Below are 15,481 nucleotides of genomic sequence, written 5' to 3'. Positions count from 1 at the left end.
TCCCTTCGACATCGTCACTTGATCAGGATCGGCGATTCCACACTGACATGATCGGCCTCGGAGATCGAAATTCCGAGACCCAGCATCCAGCGTCCGGGCGTCAATTGCGCGACCTTCACGTGCCAGCTGTCCTCGCCGTCGCGCGAGGCCTCGACCGGCGCGAGCTTCCTGCCGGACTGCGTGTCAACGAGCGTCACCGACACGGCTTTGGCCGTGAGCGGCGTCTCGTCCGTGGTTTCGAGTTGGATGGCGATCTCGACCGGCCCGGCGCGGCCCGGCGAGATCGTGACATTGGCCATCGCCTTCTCGGTGTGCAGGTGGGTGAAGAAGCTGTCGTCGTCCGTCGCCGCCGCAAGCGGTGTCGCGGCAACCGACAGCAAGGCAGCCATCGCGAGCGCAAGGCCCGCGAAATTTCGAGGCGAGGTCATCGGAGACTTGATCTGTTTCATCACATCTTCATTCCCGAATGATCCGGCATTTTCTTCATCATGTGCCCGCCGTCGCCGGGCGCCTGCGCACCGACGCCCTGGACGTCGAGGGAGACGGCGACCTTGCCGGCCTTCTCGAACTCCAGCGTCACCGGTACCTTGTCACCCTGCTTGAACGGCCCCTTCAGCTCCTGGAGCATCAGATGATTGCCGCCGGGCGCGAGCTTCACCGTCTTGCCGGCATCGATCACGAGCCCCTTGTCGAGCAGACGCATCTTCATCACACCGTTGTCCATCGCCATCTCATGGACCTCGGTCTTCCCCGCGATGTCGGCGGAAACGCTGACCAGCCTGTCCGCCGTTGTCCCCTTGTTCTCGATGGTGAGATAGCCGCCGGCGACCTTGGCGCCGCCCGGCGTCGCCCGGCTCCAGGCCTGCGAGATGACGAGATCGCCGGCCTTGACGTCCTCGGCCGCCGCTGGTGCTGCGCAGAGCGCGAGAGCGAACGCTGCGAGCAGCACATCTTTCAACATGGTCTTCATATCAGTATTCCCGTTTGCAGATTGAATTTCAGTGTGTGGCGAGCTGTTGGCCCGACCATTTTTCGAGATCGGCCATCTCGGCCGAGCCTTCGATCGTCGTGATTGTCCCGTCCCGGGAGATGAGCATGGTCCGGGGAATGTCGCCCTGCCAGGCGGGGTCGATCTCGAACCTCAAACGCTCGACAAAACCGTCGTTGAAGATGAAGTTCTCGGTCGACGACAGCCCCGCCTTGTCAAGCATCGACTGCGTTGCCGTCGGCAAGTTCGGCACGAGATCGGCGCTGATCGTGACCACGTCGATCCCGGGATGGTCCTTCGCAAACTGCCCGAGCAGCGGCAGCTCGACCTTGCAGGGCCCGCAGGTCACGCCCCAGAAATGCACGAGCGTCGGGCGGCCCGCATGCCCCCTGAGGACGCCTTGCCAGGTGCCGCGCTCGAACGGTTTCAGGGCCGGCGCTGCTCCCAGCGTAGCCGTTGACGCGACCAGGATACCCAGACCCAGAATGCCTGCAAATCGACGTCTCATGGCTGGTCCTCGATTGCTGTGAGCCGATAGCCGTCCGCTTTCGTCATCCATGACAAATAGACCTGTTGGCCATTGGAAACGAGCAAGGGATGATCGGATGTGTCGGTCGTGCTCGATATCGTCTTCGGCGGCGACCAGCTCTCGCCATCGTCGCGGGAAATCATCATCTGGACCGAGGTCTTCTCGCCGTCGAACTCCTTCCAGACCATCACCGTTCCCACAGCACTTGCGAGCACGTAAGGACGCGTCGGATTGCGGCCCGGCTGCCCCAGCGCCATGGGCGCAGAGAAGGTGCGGCCTTCGTCGCGCGAGTGGGCGTAGAACAGTCCCTTGCGCGCCTTGCCGTTCGTGTACCAGGCGACGTGATAGGTCCCGTTCGGCGCAACGGTGAGGCTCGGTCCGTGATGCGGGCAGGCGTTGATCTGCCAGTCGTCATTGCTGACCCGATGGATTTCCCCCGGCGTCGAGACGTCGGCGAAGGTCATGACCGCGTGATCGCGCACGCCGCCCTCGAAGATATTTCTGAAGATCACGGCCGGACGCCCGGGCGCCGCGAATGCCAGCCCCAACCGGCAGCATTCGCAGGTGTTGTCACGCGCAAGCTTCGCCTCCGCGTAGGTGGCGCCGCCATCGCGCGACGAGGCGAAGAACAGCCCCGCTCCCTCGTACTTCCGTCCCGCCTCCTTCGCGGGAACGCGATTGCGCTTGTCCAGCCATGCCGCAAAGACCGTTCCGTCCTGATCGAGCGCCAGCGCCTCAAAGCGCTGGCTCTCATTGTTGGCGGTGATGGGCCTCAGCTCCGCAAAGCTCTTCCCGCCGTCGCTGGATCGCGTGTAGAGCACCTGTCCGTTGAAGGCCTCATCCCTGAAGATCGAGAATGCGAGCGCGATGCCGCCCTTGCGGTCGACCACGATCTTAGTGTCCGACCGAAAAATAAGTTGAGTGATATCAGCGAGTTCTGATTCCATTGGTGTTGCGAAGCATCAAAGGGATCGAGGAATGTGGACTGATATCACCCGGGCACAGTTTGCCCGAGAGGAGCTGCGTTTGCCAAGCGACTTGACGGATGCGGAATGGGTCGTGCTGGAGGAGTTGCTTCCTGTGCGGGCCAAGCGTGGACGGCGTCCGAAATGGAGCTATCGCGACATCGTCGAGGCGGTGCTCTATCTGCTGCGCGGCGGGTTGCCGTGGCGCATGCTGCCGCCCACTCTGTTTCCACCAATGACCACGGTGCAGTACTATTTCTACCAATGGCGCGACAGCGGATTGTGGCAATCGATCAACCACGCACTTCTGATGCTGGCGCGCGAGGCGATCGGCCGGGAAGCCTCGCCGACGGCTGGCGTGATCGACAGCCAATCGGTCAAGACCACGGAAGGCGGCGGCCCTCGCGGCTACGACGCGGGAAAGAAGATCAAGGGTCGAAAGCGCCACATCGTCACCGACACCCAAGGGCTCCTGGTCGGCGCGATCGTTCACGCTGCCGACGTCCAGGATCGCGATGGCGCGCCAGATGTCCTGTGCAGCATTCGCTACCGCTTCCCCTGGCTGCGCCATATCTTCGCCGATGGCGGCTATGCCGGCGAAAAGCTCAAGGCGGTGCTGGAAAAGATCGGCCGGTGGACTGTCGAGATCATCAAGCGCTCCGATGCCGCACAGGGCTTCGAGGTGCTTCCGCGGCGCTGGGTGGTCGAACGAACCTTCGCCTGGCTCGGCCGCAACCGCAGATTGGCCAAGGACTTCGAGCGAACCATCGAAAGCGCAACTGCCTGGCTCTTCCTCGCCTCCGTCCAACTCATGACAAGGCGCATCGCAGCCATAAAAACAGCAATGCAATTTTGAGTCAGGCTCTTAGGCCGCGCATCCGGTCCCCAATCAAGGTTCAGCCGCTTCGTCGTGACCTGGGTGGGCGCCGAGAAACCGCGCCCCGCATCCGGCGAACTCGCAACCGACACCTGCCCGCCCGCCATCCAGGCCAGCCACAGCGTTCCGTCCGGTCCGAATGCGGGCGTCACCTTGGTTGCGCAGCGCAGCGTCGGCTCCTCGCACGCCGCTTCCGAGGCATGCTGACCGTGCATCTGCGCGAGCGCCGCACCTTGCAGGAATGCAAGAGTGACTATCCCAAGCAAGCCACTTCGGACCATGGCCCTATTCCCTTCGAGAGCCCGGATCATCTGAATGCCACCTTCATACCCGCAACGAACAGGCGCGGCGAGCCCGCGTAGATCGATCCCGTCGTGTTTGCGAGCACGCTCGCAGGATTTTGAAGGCCGGCCGCCGTCACCGTATTGGCGATGTTGTTTGCCGACGCGACGTAGGTGCGGTCGAAAACATTCCTGACTTCGAGGAACAGGTTCAGGGATCTGAAAGTGTCGGACACCAGATCGGTCTTGTAGTGGACGTTCAGATTGACCAGCTCGTAACCCAGCGCCTTCAACAGATTTGCATTGTCCATGTAGAAGGAGTCCTTCCACTGGACCTCAACAAAGCCACCGAGACCTGCCAGTGGCCCCGCAAACTCGTCGTAGCCAACGCGGGCTGTCAGCTCGTTGGGCGAAATGCCGGGGATCTTGTTGCCGGCCCGGTTGAAGCTGAACACTGCGCCATTGGTGATGTTCTCGACATACTCGGTATAGACCTCGTCGAGGTAGGTGTACGCCGCCATAAACCGCCAGCCCGGATAGAACTTCCAGTCGGCCGCAAGCTCGATGCCGCGATGCTCCGAGCGCGGCGCATTGAACGTGTAGCTCGTGTTAGGTGAATTGACAGGTGTTGCCTGCGATACAAGTTCGTCGCGAAAGAACTCGTAGAAGCCCGTCGCGCTGACTTTGAGCGTGTTGTTCGGTGTCCAGTCGAAACCGAGGTCGTAGCCCAGATTTTTCTGAGCCTGGAGCTGGGTATTGTTGCCCGACAGCCCACTCGGCAGGACAAACAGGTTCGAAACCTGCGGAGTGCCGTACCCCGTAGCAACCCGCCCCCTGAGCACCCACTCGTTGTTCACCGTATAGAGCAACGCTAGTTCAGGCGCAGTGTTCTGGAATTGCCTGTCCGCAGTCGTCAGCGTCGTCGTGGTAATGCCAGTGGGGCCAGCGTACGCATATGCAGTGTTGATCCCCTTGAGAACGGTAGTTTCCCAGCCGATGCCTGCGACAGCCGTCAAGGATGTCGTCAGCTTGAGCTCTTCCCGCGCGCGAACGCCGTAATCGGTCGTCTGGCTATAAAGATTGCTCGACAGACTGCCGAGTGTGGCATTGCCCCCCGGCATGACGTTCCGCGTGTCGCTCGAGGCCGTCAGGGTGTTGTAGAAGGCACCGAAGAACGTGGTCGATTCCAGGCCGAGAATCTCGCCCCGCTTGGTGACGTCGCTCATGAAATTGTACGAGGGAAAATCTCCGATCGCGCTGGTCGTGCCGGTCGGCTGATTGATGTTCCTGTCGTCGAATACGAACTGGTTGCGCCAGGTCGTGGTGTTGTCGAAATCGTGCTCCCAGCGGCCGCCGACGATGGTGCGGCGGTCATTGCGGCCGAGCCCCGCCTGCACGGCCGTCTCCTTGTCGGTTCCGGCGGTTGCATTGAAGCCGTTGTTGAACAGTGTGACCGTGCCGCATCCGGGCGCGGCCGCGACGCCGGTCGCGCAGCCCTGCTGGAAGGGATTTTGATAGTACTGGTTCAGCGACTGCCGGATCGGCAGCCGCGCGCTGAGGTCGTTGTTGATGATCTTGACCGTGAAACGATCGTCCGGCGTCGCCTTGAGTGTGCCGAGGAAGTTGACGGTCTGCGTATTGAACCAGCTATTGCCGATATAGCCGTCGCCTCGCGTGTCGCTTGCGAACAGCGAGCCCTCGAAGTTCCCGACCTTTTTGCCGGCCGCGAGATAATTGTTGAGATAGCCGTAGCTGCCGCCATCGACGCCATATTCGGCGCCATCGATCGAGCCGCCCGGGCGGGTGCGGAAATTGAGCGCGCCGCCGGTGGCATAGTTGCCGTAGAGCGCCGACGACGGGCCGCGGATCACATCGATCGCACTGTAGGCCCGCGGATCGATCAGGTCACTGCGCGACAGGCCGTCCGGCTGCGTCACCGGAAAACCGTCGTCGAAGATCACGAGATTGCGGATGCCGAAGCCATTGCGGGCGTTGGAGCCGCGGATCGAGATGCCGATATCGCGGGGTCCGTTGCCCTGCTTCACCGATATGCCGGGGCTCTCGCGCAGCACGTCGGCCACGGTAACCGCCGGCCGGTTGTCGAACTGGCTGCGATAGATGGTCGTCTCGGTCTGGCCGGTTGGCGCCTGATTGAGACCGGCTCGCGCAGCGCTGGCCGTCACGGCCCGGTTTGGGGCCGACGCGCCGACGCTCGCACTCGGCGTAACGGGCCTCGCTGCGCGGCCGGCCGAAGCGGATCGCGGCCGCGAAGGCCGGGTGACTGGTTTGGCACGGCCAGTCTGCGGCGCCTCAACGGTAACCGCCGGCAGCTCCGAGTTGGTGCTTTGGGCAAAGACTCCGCTCGACGACGCAAGCAGCGCGGCCTGGACCGCGACGACGCTCACGCCACGGCGGGCATGACAACGTAACATGGGGCATTCCTGACGCCGGCTTTCTCTCCGGCCCTTCGACAGCATCGATCGCCAGCGGACGGACCGCGGCAATCACGGGGGTCGTCAGGAAAATTGAGGTGGTGCGCGCGCCTGGGCGCTTGTGCCCTTATGGATCGCGACGGCGGATACATCCGCCGCATGCCACACCACGCGCGCGGCGTGGCGGAAGGGAATGGCGAGCGCAACGTGCGGCGGCGAATCGAGCGATGCGCCTGCCTGCGCCAGGCAGCACAGCGCGCACGCGGCGCCATGTGCGGTCGGCGCGCCGGTCTGGTCGTCCAGACCGCCCTGCTCGCTGGCGCTGTGGCAGATGACGCCGGCAGACAACGGATCGGCCACGGCCTGGCCGGCCGCCAGACAGGCGGCAATCGGCGCCAGCACCTGCATCGCCAAAGCGAGCAGGACCAGGGGTAGGAATTTTTGCAGCCGTGCGCGCATCCGCCGAGCCATTCGTTCGCCTACGAACTAAACACCTCGCCGAGACCTGAGTCGAGGTCAGTTCCGCCGGCTTCTTGGCGCAGCGCAAATTTCTCGAAAACTGTGCTCCTGCCGCCCCACGGGATGGGACGTCCGGCATTTGAGGCAGTCCGGCAACCCGCCCCGTCCACAGATTTCTTATATTTGTCATACAGTTACGGGGTGAACAGCCCGATCATTTCGTCAGCTGCTCTAATTTTGAACAATCGTTGCCGAAAATGATGACAAGTGAGAAAAGTTGATCTAGCATCCCTCTTGCTCAGGCTGGCCGCGAGGTCGAAGTCTGGTGGTCCAAGTCTCGGGAGGAGCCCCTGGCGCGCAAAACGCAGCGTCGCCCCGTCAATCCAGAGCAAATCTTAGAATCGGGGATAATAGGGTCGACACAATTTTCGAGCGGGGCCAGGGCCCCGCTCTTTTTTTGCCCGCAAGGCTCTTTTGCCCGCATGGCTTCGATGCCGATGAGCGCTCCCTCTAATCCAATCGAAAACAGCTTCGAACTCGCGGCCTCGCGTTGCGCGGATCTCACGCCACTCGTCTACCAACGGCTGTTCGAACAGCATCCCGAAACGCAGACCATGTTCCGCTCGCAGGGCAGCGAGCTGGTGATGGGATCGATGCTTGCGCTGACGATCGAGGCAATCCTCGACTTCGCCGGTGAGCGTCGGGGCCATTTCAGGCTAATCGCTTGCGAGGTCGCCTCGCACGATGGCTACGGCACCCCGCGCGACCTGTTCATCGCGTTCTTCGCCGTCATCAGGGATGCGCTGCGCGACCTGCTCGGCGACGAGTGGTCGCCGGAAATCGCGCAGGCCTGGGACCAGCTGCTCGTCGAGATCGACGCCTTCGCCACTATTCCGGCCTGACGCTTTGCGCTGCACCAACACGAGCTGCGGCGATCTCGCGATCGATTGCAGATTGAGTGGCAGGAACTCTTGTGAGAGACTTTCGGACATCGGTCGCGCAATCAATGACGCGCCGACGAAAATTTTATGGGAGCGAGCGATGTCCGGGACGAAAGATTTCTCGACGACGAGGCGCGATCTTCTTCAGGCGGCGGCGACCGCCGGCGCCGCGACTGCCCTTCTCGGCAGCATGGGCATAAACCCCGCCCTTGCAGCCGAGGTCGGACGATCCGAGAAGCCGCTGAAGGCGGCCTTCTCCAATGCGGGCCTCCAGGCCACCTGGTGCGCCCAGGGCAAGCAGGCGGCGGAATTCTGGGGCAAGCTGTTCAATGTCGAGGTGACCTGGTTCGATGGCCAGCTCGATGCGGTGAAGCAGCGCGCGGCGATCGACAACATGGCCTCGCAAAAGTGGGACTTCGTCGCGATCCAGGCCTTCGGTATCGGCACCCTCACCCAGCCCGTGCAGAAGATGATCGATGCCGGCACGCCGGTGATCGACATGGACACGCTGATTGCCCCGCTCGACCAGATCAACGTCCACTCTTTCCTTGCCCCCGACAACGAGTTCATGGGCGCCTCCGTGACGCAGGCGCTGTGCAACGCCATGGGCGGCAAAGGCAAGATCATCATGACGCAGGGCGCGCTCGGCCATACCGGCGCGCAAGGCCGGGCGAAGGGCTTCAACACCGTCGTCAAGCAGTTCCCGAACATCGAGGTGCTCGACACCCAGCCTGCCGACTGGGACGTGTCGAAAACAGCGCGCCTCTGGGAAACCTACCTGACCAAATATCCGCAGATCGACGCGGCGTTCTTCCACAATGACGACATGGCGCTCGCCGCCGCCAACATCATGAAGGCGCGCAATCGCACCAACATCCTGATCGGCGGCGTCGATGCCATGCCGCCGGCGATCCAGGCGGTGAGCGAAGGCCGCATGTTCGCGACCGTGCGCAATCCCTCCTGCCACATCCATGGCGGCGCCATCATCGCAGGCGTTTCCGCCGTGGTCGGCGGCGAGAAGAGCGGACAGGGAATCCCCAAGAACGTCGTCACCGACGGCCCGGTCGTGACCAAGGCCAACGCCGCCGGGATGCAGTGGATGCAGGATCACTTCCTGATCTGAGCCTCCATGCCTGAGGTTCGTTCGCCCATCCTGGAACTGCAAGGCATCACGAAGAGCTTCGGCGGCGTCGAGGCGCTTCGTGGTGTCGACTTCGCGCTCTCACCCGGCGAGATCCACGGTCTCGTCGGCGAGAATGGCGCCGGCAAAAGCACGCTGATGAAGATCATCGCCGGCGTGCACAGCGAATTCTCCGGCCGCTTCCTGATCGACGGGAAGGAGACGCATTTCCGCTCCGCCCGCGATGCGCACGCGGCCGGTATCGCCATGGTGCATCAGGAGCTGAGCGTCGCGCCCGATCTCACGGTCGCCGAGAACGTGTTCCTGGGCAACCAGCCGACCAACCGGTTCGGCCTCGTGCAATGGCGGCGCATGGCGCGCGAGGCCGGCGAGCAGCTCGCCCGCTTCGGCATCGACGTCGATCCGATGTCCAGGCTCGGCGACCTCCCGATCGGGCTGCAGCAGCTGATCGAGATCGCCCGGGTGCTGTTCTCCGGCGCCCGCATCGTCATCCTGGACGAGCCGACCTCCGCCCTCTCCCCGCCCGAGGTCGAGCGGCTGTTCGCGACGCTGCGGCGGCTGCGCGAGGAAGGCACTGCGATCGTCTTCATCTCGCATTTCATCGAGGACATCCTGCTTGTGTCCGACACGGTGACCGTGTTCCGCAACGGGCGGAAGGTCGCCGAGACCGCGGCGGCTGCGACCAGCAAGGGCGCGCTGATCGAGGCCATGATCGGCCGCGGCGGCGAAGCGCTCGAGCACAGCTACACCGATGACCTCATGCTGCCACGGTCGAGCGACAGCTCCGTGGTCCTGAAGGTCGACCAATTGTCACTGGCCCGCAGCCTGAAGGATATCTCCTTCGAGGCGCGCGCCGGCGAGGTGCTCGGCATCTACGGGTTCATGGGCTGCGGCCAGCAGGAGCTGTCGCGCATCCTGTTCGGCAAGCTGAAGCCGGACGGCGGCACGCTCGCCGTCGAGGGCAAGCCAAAAACCTTCGCCAGCACGGCGGCGGCGCGGCGCGCCGGCGTGGCGCTGGTGCCGGAGAGCCGGCGTGCCATGCTGTTCCACCAGGAGCCGGTCTACAAGAACATCTCGATCAGCATTCTGGACCGCATCTCATCGCTGCTGCTCAAGCCGGCGCAGGAGCGCGATATCGCCAGGCGCCAGGTCGAGCAGCTGCAGATCAGGCCGCCGGTGGTCGGTCTCGATCTCGGCATGCTCTCCGGCGGCAATCAGCAGAAGGTCGCGCTGGCAAAATGGCTGACCTATCCGCCGAAGCTGCTGGTGCTGTGCGAGCCGACCCGGGGCATGGATGTCGGCGCCAAGAACGACGTCATCAACATCGTCCGCGATCTCCGCGCCAAGGGGCTCGCGGTCATCGTGCTGTCGACCGAGCCGGAAACGGTGCTGTCGCTGGCCGACCGCATCCTCGTGCTCAAGCGCGGGGCATTGGTGCGGGAATTCAAGAACGAGCCGGTCAGCAAGGACCGCCTGCTGGAAGCGGCGTGACGGAGAAGCACCATGGCGAGCAGTGAGACGGCTTTGGCGGCGGGTCAGCGGCCGCGCGGCGTTGCGCCCTTCCTGCGCTCGCAGATGCGCAACATCGCGCCGTTCCTCACCCTGATCTTCCTCTCCGCCTTCTTCGCCCTTGCCAGCCCCTCCTTCGCGACGCTGGACAACCTCGGCAACATCCTGACGCAGGTGTCGGTGACCGGCATCATCGCGGTCGGCCTCACCTTCGTGATCCTCTGCGCGGAGATCGACCTCTCGATCGCCAGCATCGCCAACGTCACCGGCATCGCGGTCGCCTACTTCACGCTGCAGGAATCCTACGTCAACATCGCCAACATTCCCCTGCCCGGCGCGGTCGCGATCATCCTGTCGATCCTGCTCTGCGCGCTGCTCGGCCTCGTCAACGCGCTCGGACTGACCGTGATCGGCATCCCCTCCTTCATCATGACGCTGGCCATGATGCAGATCGCGGCCGGCGTCTCGGCGCTGCTGGTGCGCGGCCAGATCGCCTACAAGGTGCCCGGCCTGATCACCACGCTCGGCTCGGGCTCGATCGGCGGCATCCCCTGGATCGTCATCGTCGCGGCCATCATGCTGCTCGGCGGCCATCTGGTGCTGACCTACACGCGCTTCGGCCGCTACGTCTACATGGTCGGCGGCAACCGCGAGGCGGCCGAATATTCCGGCCTCAACGTCAAGCTCATCCTCGGCGCCGTCATGGTGATCTCGGCGGTCTGCTCGGGCATCGGCGGCATGCTCGGCGTCGCCCATTTCGGCAGCGCGCAGCAGAACGAGTTCGACACCTATTTGCTCGACTCCATCGCCGCCGTCGTCGTCGGCGGCACCAGCCTGTTCGGCGGCCGCGGCGGCATCGGCAACACCATCATCGGGCTGTTCGTTCTCGGTGTCCTGAATAACGGCCTCGACCACGTCAACATCGACAGCTTCCTGAAGATCCTGATCCGCGGCCTGATCCTGCTGGCGGCGCTGGTCATCAACGTCTACGCGCAACGGCTCAGGGAAAAAGCAGCGGAGTAGGCAGCCCTCAAAACAAAAAACGCGAAAACAACCCCATGCACAGTACAAATCATTGAAGAATTTGGCGCGAGGTGGCTTGAGCCCCCGCCGCAACGACGTTTGACACGTCGGGCAAAACAGGAGCACAACGTCATCATGGCGCCGTGCCTTTAAGGCCGATGGGCTCAGGACCGCGACCCAAACTCCGTCATTGCGAGCGCAGCGAAGCAATCCAGGAATCTATCCGCGGATACATGTCTGGAGCGCCGTTTCAGGCGGCGCGCTGGTTGTGTCGCGACGAGAGATCCGGGCACAGCACGAGCTTGCCCTCGAGGCCACCAGTCTCGAGGCGACGGTGAGCATCGGCGACCTCGTCGAAGGAGATCCGCTCGGCGATGCGCGGCCGGATGGCACCAGTTGCCAAAAGCCCGAACAGACGCTCCAAGTCCTCCTTGAACCAGGTGGGATGTCGCGCCCGCATGGCATTTACCGAGTAAAACCGGGCCCGCTTGCCGCCGGGCAACAATCTCCACAGGTAAAGGCGCGCGATCTCCATCACGATAGGGAGCATGCGACGCTGTGCTTGCACGCTCGCCGAGAAACCGATGGCACAGAGCAGGCCGCCTGGCTTGAGCGCCGCGTATGAGCGGCGATAGCCGTCTTCGCCAACGCCGTCGACGATAACGTCGAACCCGCCCGGCAGGACCCGCGTGAAGTCATCATGCTTGTAGTCGATCGGCGTTGCCCCTAGCTCTCGGACGAGCGCCATGTGCTCGCCGCGCGCGGTGCCCCACAGCTCGATGCCGGCCAATCTCCCGAGCATGAGCAGCGCCTGGCCGACGGCGCCGGCGGCGCCGTGCACGAGCACGCGCTGGCCTCGCTGGACCCGGGCCGCGCGGTGCAGAAGCTGGTACGCGGTCGTCCAGCTCAAGATCAGTGTGGCCGCCTCCGCCGCGTCTACGCCCTCCGGCACGCGGGCCACGTCGTTCGCCCGAAGCGTGCGGTAGTCAGCGTTTGACCCGACCACCGTCATGTCGGCCACGCGGTCGCCAATCTGAAAGTCATGCACGCCTTCACCGAGCTGATCGATTGCCCCGACCACGTCGTAGCCCATTACGAACGGCGGCCGGAGGCCCATCGTTTGCGGGTATAGATGGCGCCTGATCAACACCTCGGTGTAGTTGAGGCTCGACGCAAGTACACGGACCCGCAGCTCGCCCCGGCTGGCGGTCGGCAAGGGAGCGTCGACCACCTCCAGCCTCTCGGGATCACCGAAGAGGCTGACTTGAACAACTCGATTGCGCGGCTCCATCATCGGCGATCTCCTTGCAATGTCGTGATCCAGCGCAAGGACGGGCACTCTTTTGCAGCTATTTTGCATCGCCACGTCGGCAAGCATTGAGGATATGGCCGGCCTGGAGTTCTACCTTGATCTGGCTCAAAGCATGCGATGCGCAATTTGATCGCTACCGGGGCGTAGCGGAGTTTCGCGAGCCGTCAGCGCGGCCGATTTATGGGTTCGCGGCCTCATCCGGCGGGAGCCGCGAGAAGCGGAAATTGCAGTGGCTCGCGCCGCCCGCCAATGTTTGTGTCCGCTCCAGGCGGATGCCGCGCGCTGCGTAGGCGACGAAATCGAGGCCGCAGATATTCGGCAGGATGTCCTTGTCCCCGTGACGCGCTGCGAGCTTGCAGAAGCCGCAGGCCTTGTAGTTGATGCCGAATTCGAAGCTGTCTTGCGGACCCGGCTCGACGAAATCGTAGACGAAGTCTTCCGGAAACTCTTCCTGATGAGCTTTTGTAACGCTCCTTGCCGCCTGCTCGCGCAGCAAGGCCAGGTTCTCCGGCGACACGAATTGCCGCCCCGAGGCGAGACGCTTCGCTTCTGATACGGTCAGCAATTGCGCCTTGTAGGTGTCTCGCTCGATCTCGCCAATCACAGGCAGCCGTGTCGTCGCAGCACCCGGCTGATGGCCACGAACCCCATCAGGCGCATGAAGAAATCGCTCATGCGGCTTGCCGCGCCGCCGACATAGGGCATTTGGGTGAGCACGATCTCGAATTCGTCCATCACCTCCCGCCGGATCCCGTCGATGTCGGTGACATGCGTGCGCTCGCGCAACATCGCTTCGGCAAGGTCGAGCCGATCGCGCATGGCGGTCTCCATGGCGCTCCGATGCGTCTCGTAGAAGGGATGGATGTTCTCAGCCATTGGACACCTGAGGGCTCATTGCAGGGTTGGCGAAGCTGGCTTCATTCCGCGGCAATCGCCTCGATCTCGAGTAGCCATTTGCTGTCAACGGTCTCGACGACCACGACCGTCAGCGCGGGCCGATGTTCGCCGAGCACCTTGCTGCGAATGGTGCGGTTGGTCACGACTTGAGTCCGGTCAGTCAGGAACGTGGTGACCTTGACCAGATGCTCGACGCCAAGCCCCGCGGCGGCGAGCACCTCGATCACGTTGCGCCAGGCCTGCGCGCATTGCGCCTCGAAACCTTCGGGCACGGTGCCGTCGGTTTTCTCGGGCACCTGACCACTGATGAACAACAGACGGCGGTGCTGCGTCAATTCAAGTCCCATGCTGTAACCGCCGGCGGGAGGATGGACCGTTGCGGGATTGTGGTTGACGATGTGAGCCATGTCAGTTTGCCTCCTGTTCGACGAATTCGAGCGCCAGACCATGCGCGGTGGCGGGTGGCACCAACAGCACGGCACCGGTCATCGCGAAGCCGACGCCGTTGTGTCTCAGTGTTCGCCCTGTCGCATCCAGATCAGCGACCGCCAGACGCGCCGCGCAAAAGCGCGGCGAAGCGCTGTTCGCGAGGCCCGGTAGCCGGCGCGCCAGTTCGGACGGGTCAAGCAAGGTGATATGATTGCCGCGCTCACCAATCGTCAGCCGCCCCGGCGCAAGCTCGGCCGTGCCTTCCGTGAGGCGCTCGAGGAAATCGCGATGCGCCGCTGGCTCCGCCGCCGACATCACCACCTCCACCACGCGGAGGGCGCCGTTGGGATGACACTGATACTGCGCCTTCCAGAACAGTTCCGGCGGGTGACGCTGCTGGCAGGTGAAGAACGCGAGCCCGGGCATGGCGGGATCGGTGGCAAATGCCAGCGAAAACGCGACGCGCGCCGTGCCTCCGCCCGGGAGCACCGCGTCGCGGCCGAAATCGAACGGCGCATAATCGCCGATGCGGTCGGCCCTGAAACGCACGGCATCGACATGGGCTTCGGTGCTGTGCAAGACCAGCATCGACATTCCCTCGGCGGTCGCAAGAAAATCGCGGTTGTGGGCCGCGAAGCTGAAATGGCCCGGCGTGGCTGGCGGCACCAACGCATTGTCGGTGACGGCCAGCAACTCCAGAAAATTGTCGGCGAACTGCGCCAGGCGGTTGCTGGTTCCGAACGGATGCACACCGGTCGGCGTGAGGTTGAAGCCGAGCCGCTGCCAATCCAGCGCGGCCTGTTCCAGATCGCGGACGCAAATGACGAGATGATCTAAACGACGGGGCATGGGGGGTCTCCGGATTGCGGGCCGACCGTATTCGGCGATGACGGCGCCGATCAAAGCATTGTTGCTGCGGTTCCGCGCAAGAAAATCTATTGCAAGGCCAAGGCCCATCGGTGTCAAACTGCGGTGCGATGACCTACGCCCTTCCCCCGCTCAACGCGCTCCGCGCTTTTGAGGCCGCCGCCCGGCATCTCAGCTTCAAGCTGGCCGCGCACGAGCTGCACGTGACACCTGCCGCCGTGGGACAGCAGGTGAAGGCGCTGGAGGCACGCCTCGGCGTGCAGCTGTTCGAGCGGCTGCATAAGCAGCTCATTCTCACCGCGGCCGGTCAGGCCTATCTGCCCGGGGTCTCCGAAGGTTTTCGTCACATTGCGGAGGCGACCTCGCAATTGAAGCCGGCGGGCGCGGTGCTGCTGCAGTTGGGGGTCCATGGCAGCTTCGACCTGCGCCGGCTCGAATTGGCGGAGTTTCGCAGCGCGCATGCGGAGATCGGTTTGCGGGTGCTGCAGCCGGCCGGCCTGCACGAATTGATCGAGGGCAAGGTCGACCTCTTGATCGCCCGCGGTCTCGGCCACCATCCGGGCTATCGCTGCGACCGGGTCAATGAGGGATCAGGCCTCGGTGATTGGCTGATCGCGCCTGAAGGCACCGCGGATTGCCCCGAAATCGTCGGTTTTCGCGCGTGGCTGCGCGCCCTGCCGGCCGAAAATCCTCTCGCAAACCGCCGCCCTCGTCTGGTCGGCATCAGCGGAAGTTAAGGCGGCCGTGAGGCTTGGCTTGAGCCCTCGCCGCCAGGACGTTTGAGACGTCAGGCAAAACACCGGCACAAGTCCATCATGGCGCTGGTCCCGT

14 protein-coding genes and 3 pseudogenes are annotated in these 15,481 nt (G+C 63.6%); 6 read left to right on the top strand and 11 right to left on the bottom strand.

Annotated elements, in window-relative coordinates; all coding sequences use genetic code 11:
* Positions 1 to 14: 14 nt before the first annotated feature.
* The 4 genes and pseudogenes from HAP41_RS23025 to HAP41_RS23010 all read right to left on the bottom strand — a co-directional run.
* A complete protein-coding gene (locus tag HAP41_RS23025; RefSeq protein ID WP_166096970.1) occupies positions 15 to 449 on the bottom strand; it encodes a hypothetical protein in 435 nt (144 codons plus the stop codon).
* The gene (locus HAP41_RS23020) at positions 449 to 970 is read right to left on the bottom strand and encodes a copper chaperone PCu(A)C (RefSeq protein WP_166096971.1); all 522 of its coding nucleotides are present in this window, start codon (positions 968 to 970) and stop codon (positions 449 to 451) included. The genes HAP41_RS23025 and HAP41_RS23020 overlap by 1 nt, the downstream gene beginning before the upstream one ends.
* 28 nt (positions 971 to 998) lie before the next feature.
* Positions 999 to 1,496 carry a TlpA family protein disulfide reductase gene (locus tag HAP41_RS23015; protein ID WP_166096972.1) on the bottom strand — a complete coding sequence of 166 codons (498 nt, stop codon included), beginning with the start codon at positions 1,494 to 1,496 and terminating at the stop codon, positions 999 to 1,001.
* Positions 1,493 to 2,413 (bottom strand): annotated as a pseudogene (locus HAP41_RS23010) (sialidase family protein); the annotation flags it as partial. The pseudogene HAP41_RS23010 and the gene HAP41_RS23015, both read right to left, overlap by 4 nt.
* Before the next feature lie 82 nt (positions 2,414 to 2,495).
* Here HAP41_RS23010 and HAP41_RS23005 point away from each other — a divergent pair.
* Entirely contained in the window at positions 2,496 to 3,338 is an 843-nt protein-coding gene (locus HAP41_RS23005) for an IS5 family transposase (RefSeq protein ID WP_166096973.1), read from the top strand.
* Positions 3,339 to 3,346: 8 nt separating this feature from the next.
* Here the strand turns inward: HAP41_RS23005 and HAP41_RS23000 are convergent.
* The 3 genes and pseudogenes from HAP41_RS23000 to HAP41_RS22990 form a co-directional block, all read right to left on the bottom strand.
* Positions 3,347 to 3,640 (bottom strand): annotated as a pseudogene (locus HAP41_RS23000) (exo-alpha-sialidase); the annotation flags it as partial.
* 26 nt (positions 3,641 to 3,666) lie between these two features.
* Positions 3,667 to 6,072 (bottom strand): TonB-dependent receptor family protein, encoded by a 2,406-nt coding sequence (locus HAP41_RS22995; RefSeq protein ID WP_166096974.1) that lies wholly within the window; start codon positions 6,070 to 6,072, stop codon positions 3,667 to 3,669.
* Positions 6,073 to 6,156: 84 nt separating this feature from the next.
* Entirely contained in the window at positions 6,157 to 6,531 is a 375-nt protein-coding gene (locus HAP41_RS22990) for a DUF2946 domain-containing protein (protein ID WP_175618088.1), read from the bottom strand.
* Between the two features lie 497 nt (positions 6,532 to 7,028).
* Here HAP41_RS22990 and HAP41_RS22985 point away from each other — a divergent pair, with 497 nt between their 5' ends.
* The 4 genes from HAP41_RS22985 to HAP41_RS22970 all read left to right on the top strand — a co-directional run bounded on the left by HAP41_RS22985 (position 7,029) and on the right by HAP41_RS22970 (position 11,145).
* Positions 7,029 to 7,433, top strand: coding sequence for a globin (locus HAP41_RS22985; protein ID WP_166096975.1), 405 nt, complete (start codon positions 7,029 to 7,031; stop codon positions 7,431 to 7,433).
* A gap of 139 nt (positions 7,434 to 7,572) precedes the next feature.
* A complete protein-coding gene (locus HAP41_RS22980; RefSeq protein ID WP_166096976.1) occupies positions 7,573 to 8,595 on the top strand; it encodes a sugar ABC transporter substrate-binding protein in 1,023 nt (340 codons plus the stop codon).
* 6 nt (positions 8,596 to 8,601) lie between these two features.
* Positions 8,602 to 10,104 (top strand): sugar ABC transporter ATP-binding protein, encoded by a 1,503-nt coding sequence (locus HAP41_RS22975; RefSeq protein ID WP_166096977.1) that lies wholly within the window; start codon positions 8,602 to 8,604, stop codon positions 10,102 to 10,104.
* A gap of 12 nt (positions 10,105 to 10,116) precedes the next feature.
* Positions 10,117 to 11,145 carry an ABC transporter permease gene (locus tag HAP41_RS22970; protein ID WP_166096978.1) on the top strand — a complete coding sequence of 343 codons (1,029 nt, stop codon included), beginning with the start codon at positions 10,117 to 10,119 and terminating at the stop codon, positions 11,143 to 11,145.
* 250 nt (positions 11,146 to 11,395) lie between these two features.
* On the opposite strand, the gene HAP41_RS22965 is transcribed toward HAP41_RS22970, so the two are convergent.
* The 4 genes and pseudogenes from HAP41_RS22965 to HAP41_RS22950 form a co-directional block, all read right to left on the bottom strand.
* Positions 11,396 to 12,439 (bottom strand): medium chain dehydrogenase/reductase family protein, encoded by a 1,044-nt coding sequence (locus HAP41_RS22965; RefSeq protein WP_166096979.1) that lies wholly within the window; start codon positions 12,437 to 12,439, stop codon positions 11,396 to 11,398.
* 196 nt (positions 12,440 to 12,635) lie between these two features.
* Positions 12,636 to 13,333, bottom strand: a pseudogene (locus HAP41_RS22960) (L-2-amino-thiazoline-4-carboxylic acid hydrolase).
* A 41-nt stretch (positions 13,334 to 13,374) separates the two neighbouring features.
* Entirely contained in the window at positions 13,375 to 13,761 is a 387-nt protein-coding gene (locus HAP41_RS22955; protein WP_166096980.1) for a RidA family protein, read from the bottom strand.
* Position 13,762: 1 nt separating this feature from the next.
* A complete protein-coding gene (locus HAP41_RS22950; RefSeq protein ID WP_224580771.1) occupies positions 13,763 to 14,740 on the bottom strand; it encodes a VOC family protein in 978 nt (325 codons plus the stop codon).
* 20 nt (positions 14,741 to 14,760) lie between these two features.
* On the opposite strand from HAP41_RS22950, the gene HAP41_RS22945 reads away from it, so the two are divergent.
* Positions 14,761 to 15,387 carry a LysR family transcriptional regulator gene (locus tag HAP41_RS22945; protein ID WP_166096981.1) on the top strand — a complete coding sequence of 209 codons (627 nt, stop codon included), beginning with the start codon at positions 14,761 to 14,763 and terminating at the stop codon, positions 15,385 to 15,387.
* Positions 15,388 to 15,481: the final 94 nt, after the last annotated feature.

It is taken from the genome of Bradyrhizobium barranii subsp. apii (assembly GCF_011516635.5).
Lineage (GTDB): Bacteria > Pseudomonadota > Alphaproteobacteria > Rhizobiales > Xanthobacteraceae > Bradyrhizobium > Bradyrhizobium barranii.
Note: the sequence above shows the minus strand (reverse complement) of the source record. Positions and strands in the feature narration are given on the sequence as shown.

Excerpts from the sequence above, each read along its gene's own strand:
- HAP41_RS22975 (WP_166096977.1), top strand. The coding sequence starts at position 8,602 with ATGCCTGAGGTTCGTTCGCCCATCCTGGAACTGCAAGGCATCACGAAG.
- HAP41_RS23020 (WP_166096971.1), bottom strand. The coding sequence starts at position 970 with ATGAAGACCATGTTGAAAGATGTGCTGCTCGCAGCGTTCGCTCTCGCG.
- HAP41_RS22945 (WP_166096981.1), top strand. The coding sequence starts at position 14,761 with ATGACCTACGCCCTTCCCCCGCTCAACGCGCTCCGCGCTTTTGAGGCC.
- HAP41_RS22995 (WP_166096974.1), bottom strand. The coding sequence starts at position 6,072 with ATGTTACGTTGTCATGCCCGCCGTGGCGTGAGCGTCGTCGCGGTCCAG.
- HAP41_RS23005 (WP_166096973.1), top strand. The coding sequence starts at position 2,496 with ATGTGGACTGATATCACCCGGGCACAGTTTGCCCGAGAGGAGCTGCGT.
- HAP41_RS22990 (WP_175618088.1), bottom strand. The coding sequence starts at position 6,531 with ATGCGCGCACGGCTGCAAAAATTCCTACCCCTGGTCCTGCTCGCTTTG.
- HAP41_RS23015 (WP_166096972.1), bottom strand. The coding sequence starts at position 1,496 with ATGAGACGTCGATTTGCAGGCATTCTGGGTCTGGGTATCCTGGTCGCG.
- HAP41_RS22950 (WP_224580771.1), bottom strand. The coding sequence starts at position 14,740 with ATGGGCCTTGGCCTTGCAATAGATTTTCTTGCGCGGAACCGCAGCAAC.
- HAP41_RS22965 (WP_166096979.1), bottom strand. The coding sequence starts at position 12,439 with ATGATGGAGCCGCGCAATCGAGTTGTTCAAGTCAGCCTCTTCGGTGAT.
- HAP41_RS22970 (WP_166096978.1), top strand. The coding sequence starts at position 10,117 with ATGGCGAGCAGTGAGACGGCTTTGGCGGCGGGTCAGCGGCCGCGCGGC.
- HAP41_RS22955 (WP_166096980.1), bottom strand. The coding sequence starts at position 13,761 with ATGGCTCACATCGTCAACCACAATCCCGCAACGGTCCATCCTCCCGCC.
- HAP41_RS23025 (WP_166096970.1), bottom strand. The coding sequence starts at position 449 with ATGAAACAGATCAAGTCTCCGATGACCTCGCCTCGAAATTTCGCGGGC.
- HAP41_RS22980 (WP_166096976.1), top strand. The coding sequence starts at position 7,573 with ATGTCCGGGACGAAAGATTTCTCGACGACGAGGCGCGATCTTCTTCAG.
- HAP41_RS22985 (WP_166096975.1), top strand. The coding sequence starts at position 7,029 with ATGAGCGCTCCCTCTAATCCAATCGAAAACAGCTTCGAACTCGCGGCC.